The sequence below is a fragment of the Staphylococcus debuckii genome (assembly GCF_003718735.1).
GTDB classification, from domain to species: domain Bacteria; phylum Bacillota; class Bacilli; order Staphylococcales; family Staphylococcaceae; genus Staphylococcus; species Staphylococcus debuckii.
The window spans coordinates 344,931-370,279 of sequence record NZ_CP033460.1 but is presented as its reverse complement, the minus strand read 5'-3'; the positions used below and the strand labels follow the sequence as shown (position 1 = coordinate 370,279).

Annotated in this window: 20 protein-coding genes; 11 read left to right on the top strand and 9 right to left on the bottom strand. The window is 38.2% G+C overall.

All coding sequences use genetic code 11. The annotated features are described in order from the left end of the window. Positions 1–82: 82 nt before the first annotated feature. Both CNQ82_RS01715 and CNQ82_RS01710 read right to left on the bottom strand, forming a co-directional pair. Positions 83–2,884 carry a type I restriction endonuclease subunit R gene (locus tag CNQ82_RS01715; protein WP_123143803.1) on the bottom strand — a complete coding sequence of 934 codons (2,802 nt, stop codon included), beginning with the start codon at positions 2,882–2,884 and terminating at the stop codon, positions 83–85. Between the two features lie 339 nt (positions 2,885–3,223). Next, entirely contained in the window at positions 3,224–3,964 is a 741-nt protein-coding gene (locus CNQ82_RS01710; RefSeq protein WP_123143802.1) for a zinc-ribbon domain-containing protein, read from the bottom strand. A 295-nt stretch (positions 3,965–4,259) separates the two neighbouring features. Here CNQ82_RS01710 and CNQ82_RS01705 point away from each other — a divergent pair, with 295 nt between their 5' ends. Both CNQ82_RS01705 and CNQ82_RS01700 read left to right on the top strand, forming a co-directional pair. Continuing rightward, positions 4,260–5,165, top strand: a complete 906-nt coding sequence (locus tag CNQ82_RS01705) for a zinc-ribbon domain-containing protein (RefSeq protein ID WP_123143801.1) — start codon at positions 4,260–4,262, stop codon at positions 5,163–5,165. Then, entirely contained in the window at positions 5,165–6,472 is a 1,308-nt protein-coding gene (locus tag CNQ82_RS01700) for a TcaA second domain-containing protein (protein ID WP_123143800.1), read from the top strand. The genes CNQ82_RS01705 and CNQ82_RS01700 overlap by 1 nt, the downstream gene beginning before the upstream one ends. Before the next feature lie 209 nt (positions 6,473–6,681). On the opposite strand, the gene CNQ82_RS01695 is transcribed toward CNQ82_RS01700, so the two are convergent. Next, positions 6,682–7,188, bottom strand: a complete 507-nt coding sequence (locus tag CNQ82_RS01695) for a MepB family protein (RefSeq protein WP_240624904.1) — start codon at positions 7,186–7,188, stop codon at positions 6,682–6,684. A 172-nt stretch (positions 7,189–7,360) separates the two neighbouring features. On the opposite strand from CNQ82_RS01695, the gene CNQ82_RS13350 reads away from it, so the two are divergent. Then, positions 7,361–8,209: an NADH:flavin oxidoreductase/NADH oxidase family protein gene (locus CNQ82_RS13350; RefSeq protein ID WP_276308796.1), complete on the top strand. Its 849-nt coding sequence runs from the start codon at positions 7,361–7,363 to the stop codon at positions 8,207–8,209. Positions 8,210–8,235: 26 nt separating this feature from the next. Further along, on the top strand, positions 8,236–8,592 hold the full coding sequence (locus tag CNQ82_RS13345) for a hypothetical protein (protein WP_276308795.1): 357 nt from the start codon (positions 8,236–8,238) through the stop codon (positions 8,590–8,592). A 133-nt stretch (positions 8,593–8,725) separates the two neighbouring features. On the opposite strand, the gene CNQ82_RS01685 is transcribed toward CNQ82_RS13345, so the two are convergent. Beyond that, a complete protein-coding gene (locus CNQ82_RS01685) occupies positions 8,726–9,682 on the bottom strand; it encodes a M20 family metallopeptidase (RefSeq protein ID WP_338062289.1) in 957 nt (318 codons plus the stop codon). 704 nt (positions 9,683–10,386) lie between these two features. Between CNQ82_RS01685 and CNQ82_RS01680 the strand changes: the two genes are divergently transcribed. From CNQ82_RS01680 to CNQ82_RS01670, 3 genes are all read left to right on the top strand, one after another. Beyond that, positions 10,387–11,439: a 2,3-butanediol dehydrogenase gene (locus CNQ82_RS01680; RefSeq protein WP_123143798.1), complete on the top strand. Its 1,053-nt coding sequence runs from the start codon at positions 10,387–10,389 to the stop codon at positions 11,437–11,439. 260 nt (positions 11,440–11,699) lie between these two features. Continuing rightward, on the top strand, positions 11,700–13,196 hold the full coding sequence (locus CNQ82_RS01675) for a catalase (RefSeq protein WP_123143797.1): 1,497 nt from the start codon (positions 11,700–11,702) through the stop codon (positions 13,194–13,196). Between the two features lie 22 nt (positions 13,197–13,218). Beyond that, complete coding sequence (locus CNQ82_RS01670) at positions 13,219–13,539, top strand: PH domain-containing protein (protein WP_123143796.1); 321 nt, start codon at positions 13,219–13,221, stop codon at positions 13,537–13,539. Between the two features lie 57 nt (positions 13,540–13,596). Here CNQ82_RS01670 and CNQ82_RS01665 read toward each other — a convergent pair whose 3' ends face one another. Next, positions 13,597–14,517, bottom strand: coding sequence for a type II CAAX endopeptidase family protein (locus CNQ82_RS01665; protein ID WP_164711925.1), 921 nt, complete (start codon positions 14,515–14,517; stop codon positions 13,597–13,599). Positions 14,518–14,779: 262 nt separating this feature from the next. Here CNQ82_RS01665 and CNQ82_RS01660 point away from each other — a divergent pair, with 262 nt between their 5' ends. Together CNQ82_RS01660 and CNQ82_RS01655 are read left to right on the top strand one after the other, a co-directional pair. Further along, a complete protein-coding gene (locus CNQ82_RS01660) occupies positions 14,780–15,538 on the top strand; it encodes a sulfite exporter TauE/SafE family protein (RefSeq protein ID WP_123143794.1) in 759 nt (252 codons plus the stop codon). 90 nt (positions 15,539–15,628) lie between these two features. After that, a complete protein-coding gene (locus CNQ82_RS01655; RefSeq protein ID WP_123143793.1) occupies positions 15,629–16,531 on the top strand; it encodes a mechanosensitive ion channel family protein in 903 nt (300 codons plus the stop codon). A gap of 398 nt (positions 16,532–16,929) precedes the next feature. On the opposite strand, the gene CNQ82_RS01650 is transcribed toward CNQ82_RS01655, so the two are convergent. Next, complete coding sequence (locus CNQ82_RS01650) at positions 16,930–19,173, bottom strand: beta-glucosidase (protein ID WP_123143792.1); 2,244 nt, start codon at positions 19,171–19,173, stop codon at positions 16,930–16,932. Between the two features lie 55 nt (positions 19,174–19,228). Between CNQ82_RS01650 and CNQ82_RS01645 the strand changes: the two genes are divergently transcribed. Beyond that, positions 19,229–19,900, top strand: coding sequence for a TetR/AcrR family transcriptional regulator (locus CNQ82_RS01645; protein ID WP_164711924.1), 672 nt, complete (start codon positions 19,229–19,231; stop codon positions 19,898–19,900). Between the two features lie 24 nt (positions 19,901–19,924). Here the strand turns inward: CNQ82_RS01645 and CNQ82_RS13230 are convergent, their stop codons facing one another. Together CNQ82_RS13230 and CNQ82_RS13225 are read right to left on the bottom strand one after the other, a co-directional pair. Continuing rightward, positions 19,925–20,752 carry a VanW family protein gene (locus CNQ82_RS13230; RefSeq protein ID WP_123143790.1) on the bottom strand — a complete coding sequence of 276 codons (828 nt, stop codon included), beginning with the start codon at positions 20,750–20,752 and terminating at the stop codon, positions 19,925–19,927. Between the two features lie 5 nt (positions 20,753–20,757). Beyond that, positions 20,758–21,279, bottom strand: coding sequence for a YqeG family HAD IIIA-type phosphatase (locus CNQ82_RS13225; RefSeq protein ID WP_123143789.1), 522 nt, complete (start codon positions 21,277–21,279; stop codon positions 20,758–20,760). Between the two features lie 218 nt (positions 21,280–21,497). On the opposite strand from CNQ82_RS13225, the gene CNQ82_RS01630 reads away from it, so the two are divergent. Further along, positions 21,498–22,160 (top strand): hypothetical protein, encoded by a 663-nt coding sequence (locus tag CNQ82_RS01630; RefSeq protein ID WP_123143788.1) that lies wholly within the window; start codon positions 21,498–21,500, stop codon positions 22,158–22,160. Between the two features lie 50 nt (positions 22,161–22,210). Here the strand turns inward: CNQ82_RS01630 and CNQ82_RS01625 are convergent, their stop codons facing one another. Further along, on the bottom strand, positions 22,211–25,333 hold the full coding sequence (locus tag CNQ82_RS01625) for a DEAD/DEAH box helicase (protein WP_123143787.1): 3,123 nt from the start codon (positions 25,331–25,333) through the stop codon (positions 22,211–22,213). Between the last annotated feature and the right edge of the window lie 16 nt (positions 25,334–25,349).

Genomic DNA, 25,349 nt, shown 5'->3' with positions numbered 1-25,349 from the left:
GTATTTTTTTATTACTACATTAAATATAGCTTAAAAATAAGGTGCAGTAAACTTTAACTGCACCTTATTTGTGAATACTTTTTTAACTTACATTCGTAAATTTATAAACGGTATGTTTAATGAAATCTGCAATTTGATTGACCTTTTTACCTCGCACTAGCAAACCGCCTTTAGTACGTTTGTCTATGGCTTCTTTATTGATTTGACCACTATATTCGTACTCGCTCAATAAACGTTTTAGTTCTTCTATGTCAAACTCTTTTGCAGAAGCAAATTCTTCAATTTCTTCGTCTTTCTTTTCTTCCTCAAAGCGATAATACATTTCATTAATGTCAGCATCTTTCTGCAATGATGGCACCACTTCATCGAGGAATTCACGTATTAAATCAGATTTCAGACGTAATTTCTCATCATCTGCTTTATCTAATAACTTATGAATTTCATTACGGTCTTTGCGTTGTGCCGTTTTATCTTCTAGGTTGATTTGGCTGATTAAATCTAATATATATTCCACATTGATTAAATCATTACGCATGATTTCAATTTTAAAGTCAATGTCGTCTAAGATTGAAACCTTTTCGATGTCTTCTTTTTCTTTATTCTTTTTACGTAATTGAACTTTTTCATAGAGATGCTTGTATTTACTTTGATAATCTTCGAACATTTGCTCACTAATGCCCGCTTCTTCCACCGTAAATTCAAATTCATCAAACGGCTTCAACTTAACGAGTAATACAGAAGCATCTCTAAATGCTAACACAAATGCTTCTTGATCAGACTCTCTTTCTAGAGCATCTACACTTTCTGGTACAGGCGCAATCCCAAATACTTTCGCAATGGCATCTCTGAATTCCTGAATCAAAGTGCTGTAAGCTGGTGCCAGTACGGTGTCTGTATTATCAGTTTGTGAAAATAGCTCAATCGCTCTATCTGTTTTAGCTTTCAATGGTCGGAAACAAACGATATTGCCGTAAGGTTTCGTTTCGGTCTCAATACGATTCGTTCTAGAGAACGCTTGAATTAATCCGTGATACTGTAAATTACGATCGACATATAAGGTATTGAGCTTCTTACTGTCGAACCCAGTTAAAAAGAGGTCGACAACGATTAAAAGGTCAATCTTCTCTCCAGGCACTACCTTTTTCATACGGTTTGAAATGTCTGTGAAGTAACCTGGATAGTTATTGGTATCGAAGTTGGTATCGTACATGGCGTTGTAGTCTTTCATCACTGAATCTAGTTCTTCGCGCGCATACTTGAAATCTACTTTCTCTTTAGTGTCTTGGTTCGGTTGTGTGGTAAAGACGGTCGCTATTTTCAGGTTATGTTGGCCTTCGTCTTTCAACTGTTGGAAGATGCGATAATACTCCATTGCAATTGGAATGCTTCTCACCGTCAAAATAGATGTGTATTTGCCGTTAGAAGTCTTTTTATCGTAATTCTTGATAATGTGCTGTGCGATTTCTTTCAGGCGATCTGGATTATCCCAAAATTCTGCTTCGTCAATTGCTTGTACGTACTCTTCTTCAGTCATATCATGCATGGAAGCTGTGCGCATGTAGTCTACTGAGAACCCCAGCACATTGCCATCGCGTATAGCGTCTTTAATCAGATAAGTGTGCAGGCAGCGTCCAAAGATATCTGCAGTGGCACGGCCATCTTGGTTCTTATTTTCAAAGAAACGCGGTGTTCCTGTAAATCCAAAATATTGTGCGTTCTGGAAGTGCTCTCTAATGAGTTTATGCATGTTACCGAATTGTGTGCGGTGACATTCGTCGATAATGAAGATGACTTTATCTTCTTGGTAACGGTCCATGACAGGATTGCCGGATTTTATCGCTTTAGCCATCTTCTGAATCGTCGTTACAATAAGTGATTGTGAATCATCGCCAAGTTGCTTAAGTAAGGTGCGCGTATTTTCGGTATCATCTACTGAGCCTGCTTGGAATTTATTAAATTCAGCAAAGGTCTGGCTGTCTAAGTCCTTTCTATCTACTAGGAAGATAACCTTTTGAACGTCTTGTTGTTTAGCAAGTAATTGGCTGGCTTTGAAGGAAGTCAGAGTTTTACCCCTTCCTGTGGTATGCCAAACATAACCGTTATTGTTGGTTTCAGTTGCTTGGTTTAAGAGATTCTCCACGGCGTAGACTTGGTAAGGACGCAATGCCATTAGAAGTTTATCGGTTTCATTGGTAATCATGTAACGGCTAATCATCTTCGCGATATGACAAGGCTCAAGGAAGTCTTGAATAAAGTCATGCAGGTTATTGATACGGTTATTCTGCTCATCTGTCCAATAAAACATGTAGCCCTTCATCAACTGTTTGTCACTGTTTGCTAAATAACGTGTTTCCATTTTATTGCTGATGATCAGCATTTGAATGAATTTAAATAGTCCCGTGAAGTTATGACGTTGGTAACGTTGTACTTGGTTGAAGGCTTCGGATATAGCGACGCCGCTACGTTTCAATTCAATTTGTACTAGTGGCAAACCATTAATGAGGATGGTAACATCGTAACGTCCTTTATATTTATCTTCTACTGTGACTTGGTTGGTCACTTGGAAGGTGTTCTTGCACCATTTATCCTGGTCCAGAAGCTCAATGTATGCCTTTGTATCGTCGTCTCGTGTTAAGACATATTTATCACGTAGAATCATTGCACTGTCGAAAACCGATTTATCCGAAATGTCGATCATCATGCGTTTGAACTCTGAATCTGACAGCGGTTTGCCCTTTAACTTGTCAGCATTGCGTTCATTAATGATGTTCCGGAAGTTGTCGGTGAGCTGTGCTGTATTGCGAATCTTTACACGCTCATATCCCAAATTCTCTAGTTGTTGTATGACATCATTTTCTAATGCATATTCACTTTGGTGTGCCATAGGGTGGCTCCTTTCTAATTGTTCTTTTATCTTTCCTCATAACCGCCTTCTATACTTTTTATCCTAAGAGGAAACTCACTCTATTATTATATTTTATCGCTTTGAAGGCTTAATCAATTTAATTATATAAATAAACCCTGTTTAAAAGCTATATTTATTTAGTAATAACTCTAATAAGTATTTAGATAAAACACTTCGATTTCATTTTGCGCTGCAGTTCTATGTTCTTTCTTTAATAACCCCAGTTCTTTATCTTCATACCAGTCACTGGAAAATAATTCAGAAAATAAAGAGAACCTATAACATATTTATATGTACAGGTTCTCTTTTTCTTATCCCTTATATCTGCTCTATATTCTCTATCGCCTTCACGTCACTGCCGTCTGTATAGACTTTAATTGTGTAACTGTTATCTTTATTTTTATCGTAATACCAAGTGTCGCCACGTGTTTCGTTTGGTGTGTTATGGAAATCTGTAAAAGCGTCTGTAGTCATGTCGCTCGGCACTACAAATACGTGATCGACTTGTTCGTTATTATCGTAGCTTACGGCCATATTGCCATAGAGATGTGCTTCGTTGCCGTTGATATCCATCGTACCTTCTGGCTTGCCGTGGCTGTTTTCGATGCTGTCTTTACTGTCTCCGATATAGAAGCCTTCATAGCCGTTACTGTTATCTGAATTCATATAATTTTCGCTGAAACTGTCTGAGTTTACATCTACACTTACAGGTTGTGTTTCAGGTAATTCGCTTTCTTTGTTGGTGTTGCTTTGATTTTTTTCTGAAGAAGCAGGTTGATCGTTATGATGGTGTTCGGCGTTTTTATTTTGATATGCATTGTATGCTGCGTAACCAATGCTTGCAATTAATAAAGCGATTACGAAGCCTATCAGTACAAATAACCAAGCTGGTTTCTGCTTCTGTGGCGCTGGTCGTTGTGACCTGTTAGGTTCTCTTCTTCTATTATTGTTGGACGATGAGTGTTGTACTCGATCTTCTTCTGGCACCTTTGCTCCACATTTGGAACAGAATTTCTCGTCCGGCTCTAATGGCTTCCCGCAATGCGTACAGTATTTCAAGTCTAAATCCCCTTTCTGAAAATGGTTGCATTACCGTCATTATAAGTAAAAATTTAAGAAGATTCTAGATTAAATAGATTCTTTTAATCTTCTTTACAAAATTAAATTCAATTGAAAGTTTGATACCAACTTAATTCTGAATGAGTAATCAAAAAATCTACTACTAAAATTTAAAAATTAAATTTTATTGTAATATAGATATTCAAATATGAGTGTGCTACTATGTTATTGATTGACATACAAAATTGTATGCAAAATAAATTAATTTTTAAAAGTAAACAAGGGGGAACTTAACATGTATTGTCCGAATTGCGGTGCACCTGTAGGACCAGATGACCGCTTCTGTGGCGAATGTGGTACTGACCTGACAAAATCCAAACCAGTCGCAGCCACTGCTCAAAAAACTGAAGACCAACCTGACACTTCCCGCACTAACTCATCTGCAGTAACACACGCTGAAACACAACCTGAACATCACTCCAAGAATGAACACGCACATCAAGAACCACACACTCAACCTTCTAATTCTAACCAGCAACCAGCGTTTGACACAGACAAATTCAATCAACAAGCAAATGAAATTAAACATGAAGGCTCTACTTTCTTCAGCAAACTCTTAAAGTCACACGATAGTGTTGTAGCTGAAGACCAACCATTCAGTCTTAAATTCATCGGTATTTTAGCGGCTGTTTTCTTAATTATTTCATTATTAGTTATTGTGATTTTAGTGCCACAAGAAGTATCAATCTTCGGTGTCTCTAAAGCCAGCGCTGTTTCTAACTTATTCTTCAGTCTTATACTCTTTATCGCACTGGGTTACGGGATTTTAGCACTGACAGCACGTTTGACAATTAAAGACTCTATCAGCTTTGTAAAGTTACTTTCTGACTTTGTTTTTGTAAATACATTCTCATTTATCCTATTTATTGTCGGGATTTTACTATTGAGATTAGAAATTATTTCCATCGGTTCCTTTTTAACTTTACTAGGAATTATCAGTTTCTATTCCGCAGCGATTTACATCATTACAAAGTATTCCAGTTTCCATGCTATCCGTATTCCAGTCTTTTTCGGAATCCTGCTTTACATCGCATTACAACTAATTGTCTTGATGGTTTACGGCGAAATGGTCCGCAACTCCTTAATGGAAACTTTCAAGAATATTATGGATGACTTCTCACCATTCGGAGGTGGATATTAATGCGCTACTGTAAGAATTGCGGGCATGAGATTAAAGATGGCCAGAAGGTCTGTACGCAATGCGGTACGCCAGTTGATCAGAATCAGCCACCACGTCGTTCATCACAGTCTCAACAAAGACCACCAAAGAAGCCTATGTCGACTGCCGCATGGGTAATTATCGCACTTATCATCGCAGTGGCAGTAATTGCGCTCATCCTATTCTTTGTCGGTAAGACTCAAATGAGCGTTACGAAGAAAGCTGATTCAGTCGCTTCAGCAATCAAGAATAATAATGCAGATCAACTGAAGAAGAATGTTACTTCTGATGGCAAACCTTTAACGAAAGAAGAAGCACACGCCTTTTTGGAACTGATTAACGAATCCAAATTAAACAATAAAATGGCTGACCAAGTGAAAGACAAAGCTAAAGGAATGCATGATCAGCACCGTGACAGTGGTCTAGTCGAGTACAACGGCGAGAAAGTGATGGATATCAAGCAAGAAGGCCGCAAATGGCTGTTCTTCAAAGATTACAAATTCGATCTTCCACGTTACGAAATCTATGTGGATGATACATCCAATATCGACGAGTTGAAATTTACTCGCGACGGCAAAACTCATAAGTTGGGAGACAACGGTAAAGTGGGCGATTTCCCTCTTGGTTATTACGAGTTGAAAGCAACTAAAACCGAGAACGGCAAAGACTATAAAGGCCAACTCCAAGTCTTCTCTTCACAACACATGAAACAAGCCAATCCGAACTTCAAACAAATTAAATTCTACGTGAACATCGACAACTCAGACATTTACGATTCCGATACCACGTTATACATCAATAACGAGAAACACGAAATGGATTCCAGTGAAGAATACGGCCCATATCCTCCAGATGAGAAAGTTGAAGTCTACGCCGTAGCAGACGTCGAAGGCAAGAACTTCACTTCAGATAAAGAAATCGTGAAAATTTCAGGAGATGGTGATTCAACCGAAAACGTCGATCTGTCATTCGATGATAATGCCATTTCCAAACACATTGAAGCTAAGGAAAAAGAAAGCTCTAAAGATGACGACGATGATGACAGCAGCTCTAGCGATGACGAAGTGACACGCGACAATGTTATCGATAAAGTTGAATCATTCGAAGGTCATTTATTAGATACAGATGAATATACCTTTAAAGAACCTGAAAAAACAGGCGGTGGATGGGGCTTCTCATACACTGATAAAGACGGCGATTTAGCCGGTTCATATAAAATCGACAGCGATGGTTACGTCAGAAAATATGACGAACACGGAGATGAAATCGATTCAGGTTATGGGAATTAAGAAAAACTGCTCAGACTCGGAAGTCTGGGCAGTTTTGTTTTTTACAAAATATTATTTCATAAAATTATGTAGATGAAATCAATTAACAGCTAATTTTTGGATAGTCAGTCTCTATTATCATTTACCAACATTTGTATTTACGCCTATATAACTGTTTGCGAAATTAACTCCGTGAAACATACAGTAAGATATTAACTATAATTAGCATTTCATTTATCGAAATATAATCGTTCAATTGCTTGCTTATCTACTTTTTTAGATAAATCGACAAAATAATCCTGTTGCCATTTCTGTGTTTTTAATGCCGTATTATTTAACTCAGTTTCCCAGGTCGGGTATACACGAAATGCCATTTTTCCTTTATGCTTTTCTGTTGCTAAAATGCCCTTTTCCTCTAAAATATCTTTGGTGAAAATAAATTGTCCCTTTTGATTTTCATCTACTATATTAATGATTACTTTTCCTTTGATATCTTCTAATTGAAGGGGCATATTTTTATTAAGATCATTCTTTTTCCATAACGCTAAAAAATATCCTTTTTTCTTAGGTGTCTTTTTAGCCAATCGACATTTAAACCACTCATTACTAACTCTAAAATCAAAAGCTTCATATTCTTTGTTCCACTTATCAATCAATATCACCGGTTCTTTTAAAGTTCCAATTGCAGACTCTGTCAAATTAAGCGAAGCAGCTATTTGTTGTTTAATTTTTCTCACCTCAAATTATTTTTTACGCTTTCCCCTATATCTCATTTTCAGCATCAATTCTCAATGTTTAAATTTTAAGTTTCTGCCTTGTCTCTCTCAATAGGTAAAGCGTGTCTAGTCGTGTTATAGTTCAGTTGATGGGATGAATATTATGAGTTACGCGAAAAAGGAGGATTTTAATATGGCAAATTTATTAGGAACAAAGTTAGAACAACCCAATTTCACAGCGAAGAATCGTTTTTTCAAATCAGCGATGAGTGAGACGTTGGCGGATCGTAATAATAGTCCAACGGTAGGTTTGGTGAATTTATATCGCCGTTGGTCTCGTGGCGGTGCTGGTATTTTAATGTCAGGCAATGTGATGGTGGATCACAATGCGATTGGCGAACCTGGCAACGTGGCGATAGAAGATGAGCGTGATCTACCTATGCTGAAACGTTGGGCGCAAGCTGGAACGCAAATGAATACGGAGTTTTGGATGCAGATTAATCATCCTGGCAAGCAATCTCCGAAGTCTTTATCTAAAGAACCAGTGGCCCCAAGTACGATTCCTTTATCTGGCGGAGTTGCTGTTGCGTTTAATCCGCCACGTGCGTTAACTGAGGAAGAAATTCTGGATTTAATTAAACGTTTTGGCAACACTGCGCGTATTGCGAAGAAAGCCGGATTTACAGGTGTACAAATTCATAGCGCCCATGGTTATTTAGTCAATCAATTCTTGTCTCCGCATCATAACCAGCGTGAGGACCAATGGGGCGGCAATGCGGAAAATCGTATGCGCTTCTTGATGGAAGTGTATCGCGAAATGCGTCGTCAAGTCGGCGATGACTTCCCTATTGGTATTAAACTAAATTCTGCAGACTTCCAACGCGGCGGTTTTACTGAAGAAGAATCTATGCAAGTGTTGAAAACAATTGATGAAGCCGGCATTGATTTGATTGAAATTTCAGGTGGAAATTATGAAAACCCGTTATATTTAAAGGCGGCGATGTACGCGAAAGTTCTAAAAAACGTGAAGCATATTTTTTAGATTATGCTGATAAAGCACGCCAAATAGTGAAAGCTCCGATTGTCGTTACTGGTGGTTTCCGTACTGCTAAAGGGATGGAAGACGCTCTTAAGAGTGGCTCGGTAGATATGGTCGGAATTGCGAAACCGTTCGCAGTGTATCCTGATCTGCCAAATCAAATTCTGAACGGCACTTATGAAAAACTTGAATCACCTCATATCACTACTGGAGTTAAAACTCTAGATGAGAAATTATCTTCTATACTTGTATTAAGCTGGTACGAAAAACAATTCGAGTTAATGGCGAATGGTAAACAACCTAAGATGCAGTTGAGTGCTTGGAAAGGTTTATGGAATAGTGTTAAGAAAAATGGAGCATCAGCCTTTATGCAAAGACGTGCTTAATTGCTGAAATTTAACTAGAGGTAAGAGTGACGTTTGTCTGAAGTTAGAGTGACGGACGTGTTAAAAAGCATGCGTGGCCTGGTTTTTAGGACATGCATGCTTTTTATTTTATATGAGATTGAGTTGTACTCCCCTACTCCATTTCTCTCGCAAAATCTGTATCATTATCTGAAAAACGTTGCGCAAAGTCGATAAGAATATCTTTATAAGTTTCTACAGATTTGATATCGGCATATTCATTATCGCCGTGCCAATTGTCACCTGATGGCCCGAATTCTATAGCTGGCACACCGTGTTGCATGAAATATCCAGTATCGGCATACCCATGTTGGCCAAATACTTTTGGTGACGGTTGTCCGGTAGTTTGCTCGATACTGCTGAGCAACAGTTGGATATGCGGATTATTTACATCATTGTCCACGGGAATTGCGGCGTGGTGTATCTCTATATCGGCATCTGTTACACCTTGAATTTCTTTTAAAATAGCTTCTTTAGATTGTTTAGGAAGGTAGCGGATATCGATGGACATCTCGCACGCATCGGACACGACGTTATAAGCCTCTCCACCTTTGATTTGTGCCAAATTGATAGACGGCCCGTCGTAAAGATCGTCTGATTCTTTGGCGAATGGAAGTTGTGTAATGGCCTCGAATGATTTGTAGGCTTTCACAATGGCATTATCGCCTTCCCAAGGACGACTGCCGTGTGCGGATTTGCCGGTAAAATGCAGATCAGCTTGCAAGATGCCTTTCGCTTTGTAGCCGATACCGAGTTGTGTGGGCTCGCCGCAGATGACAAAGTCACCAAGGTAGCCGTTGTCTGTCAGATAGGAGGCACAGTGAATGCCTCCGATTTCTTCGTCTGTTACGAGTTGAAGTAGGACGGATGTATTGCCAAGGTCTTTGTTCTGCAGTTCTACTACAGCGTTCATCATGGCGCTAACGCCTGCTTTCATGTCGATGGAGCCGCGACCGTAGAGTTTGCCGTCTTTGGTTTCTGGTTGGAATTGGTTAGGTTGCCCGCTGACTACATCGACGTGGCCGTTGTAGATAAGGCGGTTCTTGCCGTCGCCGATTGTGCAAACAAGCATTTTGTAACCTTCGTTGGTAAGTATTTCTGGATGCAAGCCGTTGCTTTCGAGCCATTCTTTGCAGAAATCGATAGTGTCGTTGGCGTTTTCTAGGTTGGAGCTTTCGAATTGAATGAGTTGTTCGAGTAGGTCGATTGTATCTGACATGGAGTCATCCCCTTTGTGAGTATTGGATTGGCAGTCGCTGGTTAGTTTGTTTATCTTATATTTCTATACTACCTCATTTAGACTATGAGTAATGCGAATATTGGGAAAATATCAAGAGAAATGTGGGTTAGGTATTGTGATATTGTTGGCGAGTAGAGGAATCTAGACACTAGTTTTTGAGTTGTGTCTAGATTACATGCTTTTCTAGACACTATTTTCTGAGTTGTGTCTAGATTCCTCCTCATGCTCACGATTTTGCCTCTAGAGTGTTCAACTTCTCTCTTGTTGTGTCTCTGCTATAAAGTAAAAAACTCCTCTTAACTTTCTAAAGTTAATAATATTGAGCTAAACGTACAAATTATTATTTATTATTGTGCAGTTAAAACATTGTTTAATATCTGAATTTTCAATATAATTAAAGTATAGAAAAGGATTCTATCCAAATATTGTTTTACAAAATTTCTATAGCATTATGAGTCAGACAACTTTCTTGGGTCGCGAGAAAATAGAGGGTTTTCTTTTCGAATCAAGAGTAAAGGAAAAGGAGAGGTTATTTTATGAAAGCAGCTGTATGGTATGGTCAAAAGGATGTACGTGTTGAGGAACGTGACGTTAAACCTTTAAAAGATGATGAGGTTCGCGTAAAAGTATCTTGGACAGGTATTTGCGGAACTGACTTGCATGAATACTTAGAAGGACCTGTATTCATCGCAGTAGATGAGCCCGATCCGTTATTAGGACAAAAGGCTCCTGTAACTTTAGGACATGAATTTTCTGGAGTAGTGGAGGAAGTGGGAAGCGCTGTTACTGAGTATAAAAAAGGTGACCGTGTGGTTGTGAACCCTACTGTTTCTAAACAAGAGAAAGAAGAGAATATTGATCTTTATGATGGTTATTCATTTATTGGTTTAGGTGCTGATGGCGGATTTGCTTACTTTACTAATGCTCCTGAAGCCAACGTTTATCGTTTACCAGACAATGTATCTGCTAAAGAAGGCGCGTTGGTTGAACCAACTGCAGTAGCAGTACAAGCTGTCAAAGAAGGCGAATTATTATTCGGTGATACTGTAGCTGTAATCGGTGCAGGCCCAATCGGTTTATTAAATGTTATTGCAGCTAAAGCAGCAGGTGCTAGTAAAATTTTCGTATTTGATTTATCAGATGAACGTTTAGAAAAAGCTAAAGAAGTCGGTGCAACTTATGCAGTTAATTCTGGTGAAGTTGACCCTGTTGAATTCATCAATGAACATACTGAAAATGGCGTTGATGTTACATTCGAAGTAGCTGGTGTAGCTGCAACTTTAGCACAATCTATTAGTATCACACGTCCTCGTGGTACTGTTGTTATTGTTTCTATTTTCAGTCACCCTGTTCAATTTGATCCAATGCAATTAACAAACTCAGGTGTGAAATTGACATCTACAATTGCTTACACACCAACTACATTCCAACAAACTATTGATTTAATCAGTGAAGGCAACTTAAATGTTAAACCAGTTGTGACAGATGAAATCGAATTAGAAGATATTGTAGAAGCTGGTTTTGAAAAATTAGTCAGCGATAAATCTCAAGCTAAAATTTTAGTTAAACTGAATGGCGACCAAGCTTAATTTTGTAGTGGGATTTTAAGTTGAGGCGGAAAGTATAAGCTTTCCGTCTTTTCTTTATACAATTTTTACGAACACCTTCTCCAAACGCACTCTCTCCACCCTTCCTCTCTCCAAAGCTTTCTTTTCCAGACGGTCCCCCCTATCTTCTTATAAATCATCAATTAATAATTTTCAAAATATTAAGTACATTTAATTGTGTTCCGTCAAACAGATATGGTAGTATTTAATTATAATTATTCTAAATAAGGGGTGTGAGGGGTATGAGTAAACAAGATGATTCAAAGTTAACAGGGTTATTTGGCCGTCCGGTGGGTGATCGTGAGAATTCTATGACTGCTGGACCTCGTGGACCTGTTTTAATGCAAGATGTCTATTTGATGGAGCAATTAGCGCATTTTGATCGTGAAGTGATTCCGGAACGTCGTATGCATGCGAAAGGTTCTGGTGCGTTCGGTACTTTCACGGTCACAAATGATATTACTGAGTATTCTGTGGCAAGTATTTTCTCTGAAGTGGGTAAAGAAACGCCGATGTTTGCGCGTTTCTCTACAGTTGCAGGTGAACGTGGCGCTGCGGATGCTGAACGTGATATTCGTGGTTTCGCATTAAAGTTCTATACGGATCAAGGTAACTGGGATTTAGTCGGCAATAATACGCCTGTCTTCTTCTTCCGTGATCCTAAATTATTCGCAAGTTTAAACCATGCTGTTAAACGTGACCCACGTACGAATATGCGCAGTGCACAGAATAACTGGGATTTCTGGACTTCCTTACCTGAAGCGTTGCATCAAGTTACAATCTTAATGACGGACCGTGGTATCCCTAGAGGTTTCCGACATATGCATGGTTTCGGTTCTCATACTTATTCTTTAGTGAATGATAAAAATGAACGTGTATGGGTGAAATTCCATTTCCGTACGCAACAGGGTATTGAAAATTATAGTGCTGAAGAAGCTGAACAAGTGATTGCGAAAGATCGTGAATCCTCTCAACGTGATTTATTTAATGCGATTGAAGAAGGCGATTTCCCGAAATGGAAAATGTATATTCAAGTGATGACTGAAGAACAAGCTCGCAATCACAAAGATAATCCATTTGATTTAACTAAAGTATGGTTTAAGGATGAATATCCACTCATTGAAGTTGGAGAATTCGAGTTGAATCGTAATCCTGATAACTACTTTATGGATGTGGAACAAGCTGCATTCGCACCGACAAATATTGTACCGGGCATTGATTTCTCACCTGATAAAATGTTGCAAGGTCGTTTGTTCTCTTATGGCGATGCGCAACGTTACCGTTTAGGTGTGAATCACTGGCAAATTCCAGTCAACCAACCTCAAGGTGTGGGCGTGGAAAATATCTGTCCATTCAGCCGCGACGGTCAAGGCCGCTTCTTAGACGGTAACCAAGGCGGCGCAACACACTACTATCCTAATAGTACTGGCGCGATGGAAAGCCAACCTGAATATAAACGTGCACCAATGGATGTTGTAGATGGTCAGGCCTATGAATATAACTTCCGTGAAGATGATGATAATTACTTCGAACAACCTGGAAAGTTATTCCGTCTGCAATCTCCAGAACAACAAGAGCGTATGTTCACTAATACTGCCAACGAAATGGACGGCACAACGGACGAAGTGAAATATCGTCATATCCGTCATTGCTATAAAGCCGATCCAGATTATGGCAAAGGTGTAGCAAAAGCTTTAGGCATTGATATTAATAATGTGGATTTAGAAGCAGCAGATTAATTTGAATAAGGTGTGATCGTTGATGATTCTAGATAAGATTAATCCAAATGATTTATTCCCGACAGAACAAGTAGAACGTTCAGTGCTCGGAAAGATGGCCTATCCGATGAACGGTGAAGTCAAAGTATTTGAAGCTGCATATATTGCTACAAATGAACGCTTAATTTTAAACGTTGATATGGCTGGCGAGTTTTATTACCGCAATATCGGTTACAATGAAATTCAAAACGTCAAGTTAACTGCAGAGACTTTAGATATTACATTTGAAATCGGAACGTTTACTCTGAAAGATTTTAATTTTGAAGAGGCTGAACAATTCGTGGATTATGTTCAAAATAAATAATTAGAAAAGCTGGGCACTTCTGATGAGCGTGTCCAGCTTGTTATTTGTGTGCGCTTATTAGTTAGTAATAAGCCCTTTTTTACGGCAAAGCTGCCAGAGTATGATGCAAAGGATAATACCGATGATAGTCACGATGATGCCGCCTTCGAGACCGAAACTGCCGCCGTTGATAAAGGAACGGTGCGTATTTACATGTGTCAGGAAGAGTGAGGTCATGTCTCTTTGACCGCTGACCGGAATTCCTAAAATTGGCCCCATGGTAAAGTTCCACAAGCTGTGTGCGGCGCCTGTAAGCCAGATATTGTTACTCCAATAGAAGAGCAGTGCGAATACGAGTCCGAAAATAAAGATATTAATAATAGCAAGAAATTGGGACCCTGGATTACCCATATGCATAATCGCAAAGAAAATAGAGCTCGCGATGATGCCGAAGAGGACACCTTTTCGACTGCTGAAAATATTCATGATAAAGCCGCGGAACAGGACTTCTTCGGTCATGCCTTGAATTAAATATCCGACTAATACTGCGATAAATAGAAAGAAATTAAATTTAGGATTGATATGAATGGATAGGCTTTGGAAGATAAGATTCAATACATAAACGATGAGGAGCGTCGCAAATCCTAATCCTGCGCCTATCGCGTATTTCTTTTTCCAGTTTATGCTGTAAAATCCAAGTGAAGCGAACGATTTATGGTAATGTTTGTGATTCACTAGCAAGACAAACAGCAATAACACTGGAAATGTCAGTATAGAAATAAGATAGGTCATATTTTCTGAGAATAATATACTAATGAAGGTATGGCTCGGTTTGCCGAGTGCGAATGGTAGTATAAAAAGTGCACTGATTGCAGCTACTACAAGGGGCGCTAAGATAAAGAGCCCAATGCAAATAAAGGTTACTCCCCATAATGAGGGGCGTTTGCGGTATGTATCTTCTTGTGTGCGTTTCATGCTTTCGTTTAAATGGAACTGCAAAGTCATTCTCCTTTCGGATATTATGTGATTTATTTTTTATTAAAAAAACTAATAATTCAATATGAGCATATCACAAAAGGGAGATGATGTAATGGGGAAACAGTTAACCAATTCGATTGGTAATCTAAAGATACTGTAAAAATATTAATTCAGCTGGATACGCATTTGACGCTCTATAAGAGTATGCGTATGATGAAATTACTAAGAAAAAAACAGGAGCGTTCATAATGAAGATTATTATAGAAAGTGAGACGTCATACTGATGTCTATAGTTCATATTCTGTTAATGCTATCGATTGGCGTGGGTGGCGGCTTTATTGCGGGACTCGTCGGGATCGGCGGTTCTATTATTATTTATCCGGCGATTTTACTGTTGCCTCCGTTGTTCGGCACGCCGGAATATAGTGCGTACATTGCGTCTGGTCTGACTTCCAGCCAAGTTTTCTTTAGTACTTTAAGCGGTTCAATCAGGGCGATTAAGGAGCCTGATTTCAATCCTCCGCTCGTACTTTATATGGGCGGCGGTATGCTGGGCGGCAGTGTTGTCGGTGCTATGGTGGCCAATTTGCTGACGACTCCAGTGATTAATGCAGTCTATATCGGTATTGCAGTGCTGGCTTTGGTGTTGATGTTTATTAAAGTGAAACCTCATGAAGATGCTGGGCATTCTTATAATCATTGGCTGTTAATTGCTGTAGGCGCCATAATCGGTCTCGTTGCCGGTGTAATTGGCGCAGGCGGTGCTTTCATCATTATTCCAGTCTTGCTGGCTATCTTTAAATTACCGATGAACACAGTCGTTGCCAACAGTATTGTCATTGCTTGTATGTCTTCTATTGGTGCCTTTGTAATCAAGTTGCTGCAAGGTTATGTACCGCTTGGCAATGCAATTTTCCTCATTGTCGGCAGTGTGATTTTTGCGCCGATTGGTTTGAAAGTTGGTCGCCTCTTACCAAGTATCATTCAGAAGGCGATTATCAGTATTCTGATTGTAGTTGCAATCACCGAATTAATTTTTTAAGTCACAATCACTTTTTAACGGGTGGTTGTCTTTTTATTTTGGTAAAATAAAATTATATTGTGTAAATGGAAAGGAAAAGAGGTGGGAAGAGTGATTGAACAAATTACCTCCTATATTGAAAATTTATTTAAAGGCGCATTTGACGGCCAAAACTTATCACATAAAGTTGTCTTTACTATTGTTATTTTAATTGTAGCCTTTTGGTTGCATTACATTGTGACGAAGTATTTGGTGCAACATGCCACAAATGCTAAACGCTTTACGTTAGTAATGAAAAGTATCCGCCAATTGATTTGGTTCATCGCAGTGGTCTGCATTCTAGGTATTTGGATTAATGCAGCTAACTCCGTGATTGTGGTAGCTTTAATCATTGTGGCGCTGGTTGCCTTTTCATTGAAGAATTTAGCCATGGAAGTCGTCGGTTATTTCTTATTGATGAATCGTCGCCTGTTTAAAATGTACGATCGGATTGAAATCAGCGGACATCTCGGCGATGTTGTCAAGATTTCGCTACTGCATTTTAAAATCGCAGAACGTGGGAATTACCTTTCTACTGAAGGCGCAACCGGTAAAATTATTACGATTCCGAATCACGTGTTGTTGGAAGAACCGATTGTTAATTACAGTGCCGCTTCTCATATCAACTGGTATGAGGTCGATTACAATTTAGCCATTGATAGTGATTGGCAAACTGCTGTCGCTATTTGTGAAAAAGCCTTAGAGGATTACATGAAAGAATTCCTCTCCCGCTATTCTGATGAACAATTGCGCCGTATCAAAGCGAAGATTTCATTGTTCGATGGAAAACTGGATTATAAAGTACACTTGCTGATTGATAAAGATATGGCAGTGTTAAGCTGTTATTTCCCTTCTGATTATCCGAAAGCAAGCGATGTGAAATCAAATTTGAATAAACGTATCTTGCCATTGTTGAATGCTGAAGACAGTATTGAGCTTGTGGGCGAACGCATCCATGTGGAAATGGAAAACTAAATAGAAATTGTTGAAAAGCTGGAGCTGTGGAAGCTGCAGCTTTTTGTATGGGGTGAGTTGCGGAGGTGCGGGTATTTCCCGGGTGATAATTGGAGAACATGGAGCTTTCTAATATGTAAAAAAATCTGGGCATTTCCCCTATGGAAATGTCCAGATTCTCATTATTTTAGACACTAATTTTTGAGAAGTGTCTAGATTACACCGCTTTCTAGACACTTCTTTTCTGCTAATGTCTAGATTACAGTACACCGTTTTCTAGACACTTCTTTTCCGCTAGTGTCCAGATTACACCGTTTTCTAGACACTTCTTTTCCGCTAGTGTCCAGATTATGCCCTTTTCTAGACACTTCTTCTCCGCTAGTGTCTAGAAAAACCACCAATCTCTATCAAATCGCTCTTTATTCGCCTGTTTTCAAGCGTACGTTACATTTTTCAACGAATTTCACAAGGTCGCTCAATTTCAAGCCGAACATTACGAGCATACGAATTGGTGCTGGTTCTGCGAGCACGCGCAAATTCGGTTCGCTTGTCATTTTATGAATCATTTCGTCGAAACCGAACTCATCAATTTCTTTAGATAATGTGTCTTGAAGGTCGATGATATCTTTCAATGATGAGTCTAATGACAATTGGATTGGCGGCTCATCAATACTTGTGATTTCAAAGTCATGATGTGTATGAATGTCATTAACAGAGCTGCCGATATGCACGGTATAGTCACCGTTATCAATTTGCCATAAGTCTGTTTGCGGATTATACCATTTCAAGCGTTCGAATGGAATAACAAGACTAACTGTTTTGCTTTCGCCCGCTTCTAGTTCCACTCTCTCGAAGGCTTTCAACTCTCTCGCGGCCATCTCAATGTTGCTCGCACGGTTTTGCAAGTAGACTTGCACCACTTCAGCACCTTGCACTGAACCAACATTTTTGACGGTTACGTCGATTTGAATTTGGTCTTTATCGTTATCGACGTTCACTTTACTGTCTGTATATTCGAAGTCGGTATAGCTCAAGCCGTGGCCGAATGGGAATGCGACCGGCAGATCTTTCGTCGCATAGTAACGGTAGCCGACAAAGATACCTTCCATGTAGTTCTCTTCTTCAGTGCTGCGGTTGAACGTCAAGTAAGATGGTGTGTCTTGAATGCGTTCTGGGAAAGTTTCTGCCAATTTACCAGATGGGTTCACTTTACCGGAAAGTACATCTGCAGTAGCTTCTCCGACCGCTTCACCTGCTAAGTAAGTTTCAACTAATCCTTTCACTTGGTGTCTCCAAGGTGTTGCGACTACGCTACCGTTTTGTAGTACGACTACGATATTCGGATTCACTTTCGCTACAGCATCAATCAATGCAACTTGGTTATCTGGCAAGGCGATAGAAGTCTTGTCAAAGCCTTCAGACTCTACATTTTCTGGGAAGCCTGCAAATAAGATGACTTCATCTTTGCCTTTCGCCGCTTCTACTGCTTCATCAATCAACTGTTGGTTAGCGTCTAGATTTTCAAATTCGTAACCATCAGCGTAAGCGAAATCACCATACACTTCTTTCAAGTCATCGAATGGTGTCACTACTTTATAAGCATTTACCTTACTTGAACCGCCCGCTTGGTATCTAGGATGTTTCGCAAATGCACCAATTACCGCTTTGCTGCTTTCACTTTTCAACGGTAAAATGTGATCTTCATTTTGTAACAACACAATACTTTGCGCTGCGATAGTACGTGCAAATTCATGATAATTGTCTTTATTATAATTTGGCGCTTTGCCTTCTAATGTATATTTATCAATTAATTTCAATAAACGTAAGACAGAACGATCAACGAGGGCCTCGTCCAATTTGCCGCTTCTCACTGCTTCCACGACTTGTGGAATAGAATAATCTGGTTGACCCGGCATTTCTAAATCCAGGCCAGCACGCAATGATTTCACGCGATCTTTCACGGCACCCCAATCAGATACGACTAGACCGTCATAATTCCATTGACTTCTCAATAAATCCGTCAATAAGTATTGATTTTCAGCAACTAAAACATGATTCACTTTATTATAAGAATTCATAATTGTAGCAGGTTGTGCCTCTTCTACCACACGCTTAAACGCACTCAAATAGATTTCATGCAAGGCACGCGGTTGGATATTAGAAGAAGAAGTAAATCGTTCGTTCTCTCTATTATTCGCTGCAAAGTGTTTTGGACTTGTGCCAATACCTTGAGATTCCACACCATTAATATATTGAATCGCCAACTCTGCAGTTAAGAACGGATCTTCAGAAAGATACTCAAAGTTACGTCCAGCAAGCGGACTGCGTTTGATATTCATACCTGGTCCAAGCAATACATTGACCTTCTCCGCCTTGGCAATTTGTCCTAAATATTCCCCATATTTGCGTAACAAATCTTTATCAAAAGTACTCGCGATCAACGCTAAGCATGGGAACGCAATCGTCTCCACACTGCCTGTTAATCCTAGCGCATCTCCGCCTTCTGTCTGTTTACGAATGCCTGATGGGCCGTCTGACAGTAAAATTTCATTTACATCTGATACTTTCGCAGTATTCCAAAAGTTCTCACCTGTTAATAATGTCGCTTTATCCTCTAACGATAATTGCTCCAATTGTGCTCTGTAATCTGCTACTTGTTTCATTGTCATCTCCACCTTGTTTATAATTAAGTCATAAGGCACTATCTATCTTTACACTTTGAAGTATAGAGACAAACATGCAGAGATTCAATTCAAAGACGGCGCTATCCAGCCAAAATCCACAAAACGGGGTGATTTGTTGCACAACCAGAGAGTCAATTTAGAGAAGAGCGGCACCCAAGAATGGGTATTCCAAGCCCTCATGCTCTTATTGGAAAAAGAAACCTTTGAAAAGATTACCATCACGAAGATTTGCACCAAAGCCGGAATCAACCGTTCCACCTTTTACCGCAACTATGAAAACAAAGAAGACATCGTAATCCAACAATTAGAAACAGATTTAAGGCATATTACTACGTTGATTGAAAACGGCAGCAGTGAGACAGAAGTCTATCACTATATCTTTACCAATTGCACTTACGTATTAGAAGTGATGGAACTCGGCTTGTATAATGTAGTACTGAAATATCTGACCCAAATGCAATTTCGCATACTGAACATGGACGGTATTTATATCAATAGTCCGGATGACAGATTAATTACCACATATCATTTAGCAGGCATTATCAATATGTTCTTAAATTGGCTGCATCCAGAAAATCATATTCCAGCAGAACAGTTTATTGAAATATTGAAGAAGCAAGTAGGTCATATCAACAAAAAAGACATTTTGAAAGTCTTACATTTATTAGCTGAAGAAAACCACCCTGAACCTTGGATAGCGGTCTAAAGTTCAAGGTGGTTTAATTTTGGGTTATCTGATTAATTCTTTCGGAATCAAATCGTAGTCGAATAAGACTTCAGAGTGATTATTTAAAATCAATTCCTTTTTCAATACTTCTGAGTTATCACGATTTTGAGTTTCTTTATAGATTGTCGAAATACGATAGTACTTTTCGCCTTCTTTTGCGAAATGATGATTTTCTTCAACAAGTTGGTAAGTCCATGGAAATACTCTTTCACTACGTAATTCGCCTAAAAGTTTCTTGTCTTCACACCATACTCTAAGTTGGATATTTTGATCAGTTTCATTTTTAAAACGGTAATCCACATAGTTGTATGAAATCGACGTTCCTGTAGCAAAAGGTTTACGCTCTCCAGGATCCGGCGCCAAGGCATCAGAATGATTATGGAATTCGGTAATAGTAAGCGGACTATGTAAAACTAATAAATGGATGGTATTAGCCAAGTTGCATAACCCTCCGCCAGTGCCAGCTTGAATTTTATTGTTTATAATCACGCGGCCATCTCTGTAACCATTTTTACGATTGATTTTTCCTACTAGATTCCAAAATGAAAATTCTTCTCCTGGTCGAATAATCAGTTTATCAATTTTTGAGGACGCCAGTTCAATATTGTAAGCTTTGTTTTCTTGTAGAACTGGATCGATGCCTTTACCTGTTTTGATTAAATTAGAGGAATTTTGAGACACAATATTAGGCAGCAAATCGTTTGATCTGACTTGCGAGAATTTTTTACGTTGGAATAAATCATCAAGATTTCTTTTGATAATACCCTTCTTAGTAGCAAGCGTATAAAATACAGGATGTACTTCACTTAATAACTTTCTTTTTTTAGCCAACTTGTTCACCTCATTTTTTTAATATTAGGAAATCTTTGTTTGTAGAATTTGAGTAGCACCTTTTCTACTTGCCGTTTCTTGCCGATTGCTAGATGTTGTTCATGCTCATGCAAGAGGTATTTCACTAAAATACTCTTTATCCCGCACAAATTTGCGCCAAGGACATCTGTAAATAATTGATCTCCAACCAGCACAACTTCATCTTTATTCACGTCTAACATTTCAATTGCTTTCAAATAATTGGGTTTATGCGGCTTATTTGCCATTGGAATAAATAAACTGTTGATATTTCTGTTGAAATCTTGAATACGTTCTGCACTATTATTTGAAAGAAATAATGTCTTGAAGCCTAAGTTATGAATATAACTAAATAATTCATCAATCTCATCTGTTGTATCAGCGCCATGTGGCACGAGTGTGCTGTCGATATCAAAAATGATTGCTTTATAGCCCAAGTCGCTCAATTTCTCATAATCAATATCAAAAACACTGTCTAAATAGGCATAAGGATAAATCAGTCTAAACAATTGGCGCCCTCCCTAATTTTACTCCAAGTTATTTTTTTATTAATATGCGTTGCAAAATAATATGTATAAGTGTAAACTTTCTTTACACAACTGTCAATCAGTTTTCAATTAATTATTATTTATCTAATTTATACATTCGTATATCAAAAAATAATTAAAATCACAAATAATTATCATAGGTCATAACATTATTTTATAAAGAGAGGGTTTGGGATGAAATGAGTAAGAGTGAACTAATAGTAATGTTGACGCATAATGATTACACCGTTGAAAATGCACATGATATTTTCGAAGCTTGTAAAGATTCAAAGGCTAAGTATTGGGGATTTAAAGATAAAGGGATATCTATTGAAGAGATGAAAAATCTTTTTGCTTATATGAAACAATGCGGAAAGACTACCTTCTTAGAAATTGTAGAATATACAGAACCAGAATGTTTGGAAGGGGCTCAATTAGCAGTTGATTGCGGTTGTGATATTTTAATGGGAACCAAGTTTTTCCCATCGGTAAATGAATTTTGTATCAACCACAATTTAAAATATATGCCTTTTGCAGGAGAAATTACTGACCGACCTTCTATTTTAAAAGGAAATATTGAAGACATCGTTAATGAAGCTAAATTTCATTCCTCACACGGCGTCTTTGGTTTCGATTTGCTAGGTTATCGCTATGTTGGAGATCCTGTTGAACTCATTCATACCTTCGTGACGAAACTAGAATTACCTGTGTGTATCGCAGGCAGTTTAGATACCTATGAAAAATTGGATGTAATTAAAGCTATTTCTCCATGGGCGATTACGGTAGGCAGCGCCTTCTTTGATAATAAATTGAGGGGGACTTTCTCAGAACAAATTGATAAAGTTTATGATTATATTAATTAAAGTGAAAAATCCTGAAAATCAGATGACCACTCTGATTTTCAGGATTTATTTTATTCTACTTGTTCTGCGACAACATCGTAATATTCAAGTTTACTGATTCTTTCTTTATCGCCAACAATGATAAATTCTTTTTTAGCACGCGTGACTGCGACGTTAATCAAGTTTGGTTTCTGGCATGACCATTTGATAGCGCCATTCTGGTCTTCATCAGTACCTGTCACAAAATAAACTTTATCCGCTTCTTTTCCTTGAAAAGTATGAACTGTTCCTATAGAAAGTCCTACCCACTTGTTAATTGTTTGGTTATCTACTCCTACTTCACTAGGCAACTGATTGCGTGCGAGTTTCTGAATTTCACTTTTGACCTTAGTGAATGGAGAAATCACAAAGGAACTCGGCGATGCTTCTCCTTTTTCTAAAGCTGCTTTCCAATCTTCAGCTAAGTCCTTCACTACTTGCTCTCCTTGCACTTTAACAAATTGTTTAGGTTCGGCTTTACCCTTTACATCCACCCAAGAAGATTGGCCTGGATTCTTTTCAATATAAGCCGGTAATACCATCTTCTCTTCATATGCAATTTTATTACTAATAGTAAACATAGGATTCAAGCATCTTCTATGTACCCACAGCGGTATACCTATCCATTCCTTATCGCCAGATGCATTCCCCTTCCAATATCCATAAGTGTTTGCGTTATCTGCGAGACTTTGTACAGAGGCTTCGGCGCTGACTAATCTTTCAGGTACATTAAAGGCTTTGCGTACAGAGTTAATAAGATTATGATCCAAAGTTACTACAGGTTCAATTTGGATTGGATCTCCAACTGCTACTACATTACGCGATCGCTGAATCGCCCCTACTGCTGCCTGAGGAATAGCTTGACCCGCTTCATCAATATATATGTAATCTATAAAGTCTTGCGGCATAGTGCGGTACATGTTTCTGAAGCTGGCGAAAGTTGTGCTAATCACTGGATAGACGAGATGAAGTACATTCCAGGCATTTTCTACCTTGATCGGCGCAGATTTTATATATTCATTGCGTCGAATGAAATCATAGAGTGCTGATTGAATCGCTTTCGCATTTCCGATGAGTAACAATCGATGTAGACACATAGCTTGAATAAATAATAATCCTCTATAAAATTGCAACTCATCTGAAGTATTTAATACTTTTTCTTGGCGAACTTTATAGTTGTCTTTTTGCCAGAATGCATCGTCAGAAAATTGAATGTTGCCATTTTGTTCCCTAAAGTCTGTGAAATTTCTATTTTTACTTTCTAACGTTGTTAATTCTTGGTCGATTTTGTTTAAATGTGTTTCATTATCTTGTTGTTTTACTTCTTGCTCTTGAATTTTAGAAGCAATCTTCTCTTTTGTATCGTATAGTTTTTCCTTTTCCTCTAAAAGCTGCACAAGTTTATCATGATGATTATTATGTGCTTCAGTTTCAGGATGCCCTTTAAATAGGTTTTTCAGTTTATCAGCAAAGGATACTTGTTTGTTTTGTAATTCCATCTGTTTTTCTAGATTTGCTACTCTATCTTGTTTCTCCTGTAACTGATTCTCTGCAGTTGCTTTCTGCTCATTTAATTGTGTGAGTTCAGTTTCCAGTTGCGTTTTTAATTGATTGTTATATTCTTTTTCTTTTAATAAATTATGAATGTTAGTCTTAATTGATTGGTATTCAGCATTGAATTTCATACCTTCTTTTATTTCTTGTTTCAACGCTGAAATTTTTTGTAGGGTTTGATTAAATTCTTTCTTAGCATCTTTCCACTCTTGATTAACATCTAATTCATTATTTAATTGAAGCAACGTTTTTACTAAAGTATCTTCTTTATCAGTTAAGATATATTTCATTGCTGCATCAATATTTTTCTTTTTACCAAAAGTTCCAGAGAATAGACTCCAGGCAGGTTCCTCTATAATTTTTTCAGCTAGCACACTGAAATCTTCTAATTTTTCAGCGGCTTGTTGATAGGCTTCTTCATACTCAGGAAATTGTGATGATTTGTCTCTTCGCAACACTTCTTCTATTTTAGGCAAGTCTTTAGAGATATTTTCTACAGCCCCATTGTTACTTGAAGCTACTACCATTTTGAAAGTAGTAAGATTTTCATTTAAGAAAGCCGTTTTAAATTTATCTGTTTCATGAATTTGCTCATATTTAAAAGCTTTGCTAGGGCGAGACAGTTTGACGAGTTCTTTGGCTCTTTCAACAATATTGTGCGCAAAAATATCTTTTAACAACGTTGTTTTACCCGTTCCTGGCGGGCCATTTACCGAATTAATTTTATTCTGACCGCCTGTAATTTGATTGACAGCTACTTGCTGCATAAGAGAAAGACGATGTTCTACCAATGAAGGCCATCTGCCGTCTGGATAATTTTCTGGTTGCAGTATCTCTTCAATCAATGGTCGATTTTCATCGATTTCTTGCTTCTCTTTATCAGGTAAGCCTTCGATATATTGTGTAAGCGCAGCATTAGGAGACGATTTAGCTTCTTCAATATCCGTAAGGTAAAAGCTGTTAAGTTCATCTGTTTGTTCTTCAGGTTTCACGTATCTGATAGCAATGACATGTTTGAAGAATTGTGAAAATGCAGTTTCGTATTTAGCAAAGTATTTAAGGTATCGCTCATCCATTTTCGCAAGTCTGAGTTGGTTTAAAACATTATCTCCTAGGATTTCTTCACATTCCATTTTAAAACGCTCTATATTATGAAGATATTCTTGTTCAATATTCGAGTTTTGATCTTTCTTAATACTTTTCATAGCGCTCATCAGCATAGGAACATAAATCGTATCCGTTAATACCTTTCCTTGCTCATCTACTTTGAAAGTATAACCATAACAAATTGTTTGGCTCTCGTTATAAATTTCTTCGTCTTCGAACATCTTACGCAAGGCTTTTTCAATTTCTCCGAATTTAAAGCAATACCGATAAATTTGAAATTGTAATTGTCCCTTTTTTAAAGCAAATTCATTGAGTTGATATTTTTCATTTTCCCATAAAGGTTTAAATTCTTCGAAGTTATGAATTATTTTGTGTTTTTCTTTCTGTTCAAATATCTTACTATCTAAGTAATCATCAATACCTTCAACTTCACCCGGTTGTAAAGTTTCTATTAATGCCCAAGCCGATAAAGTATTTTGTACTAAGTTGTTCATCAACCTGCCCCCTAGT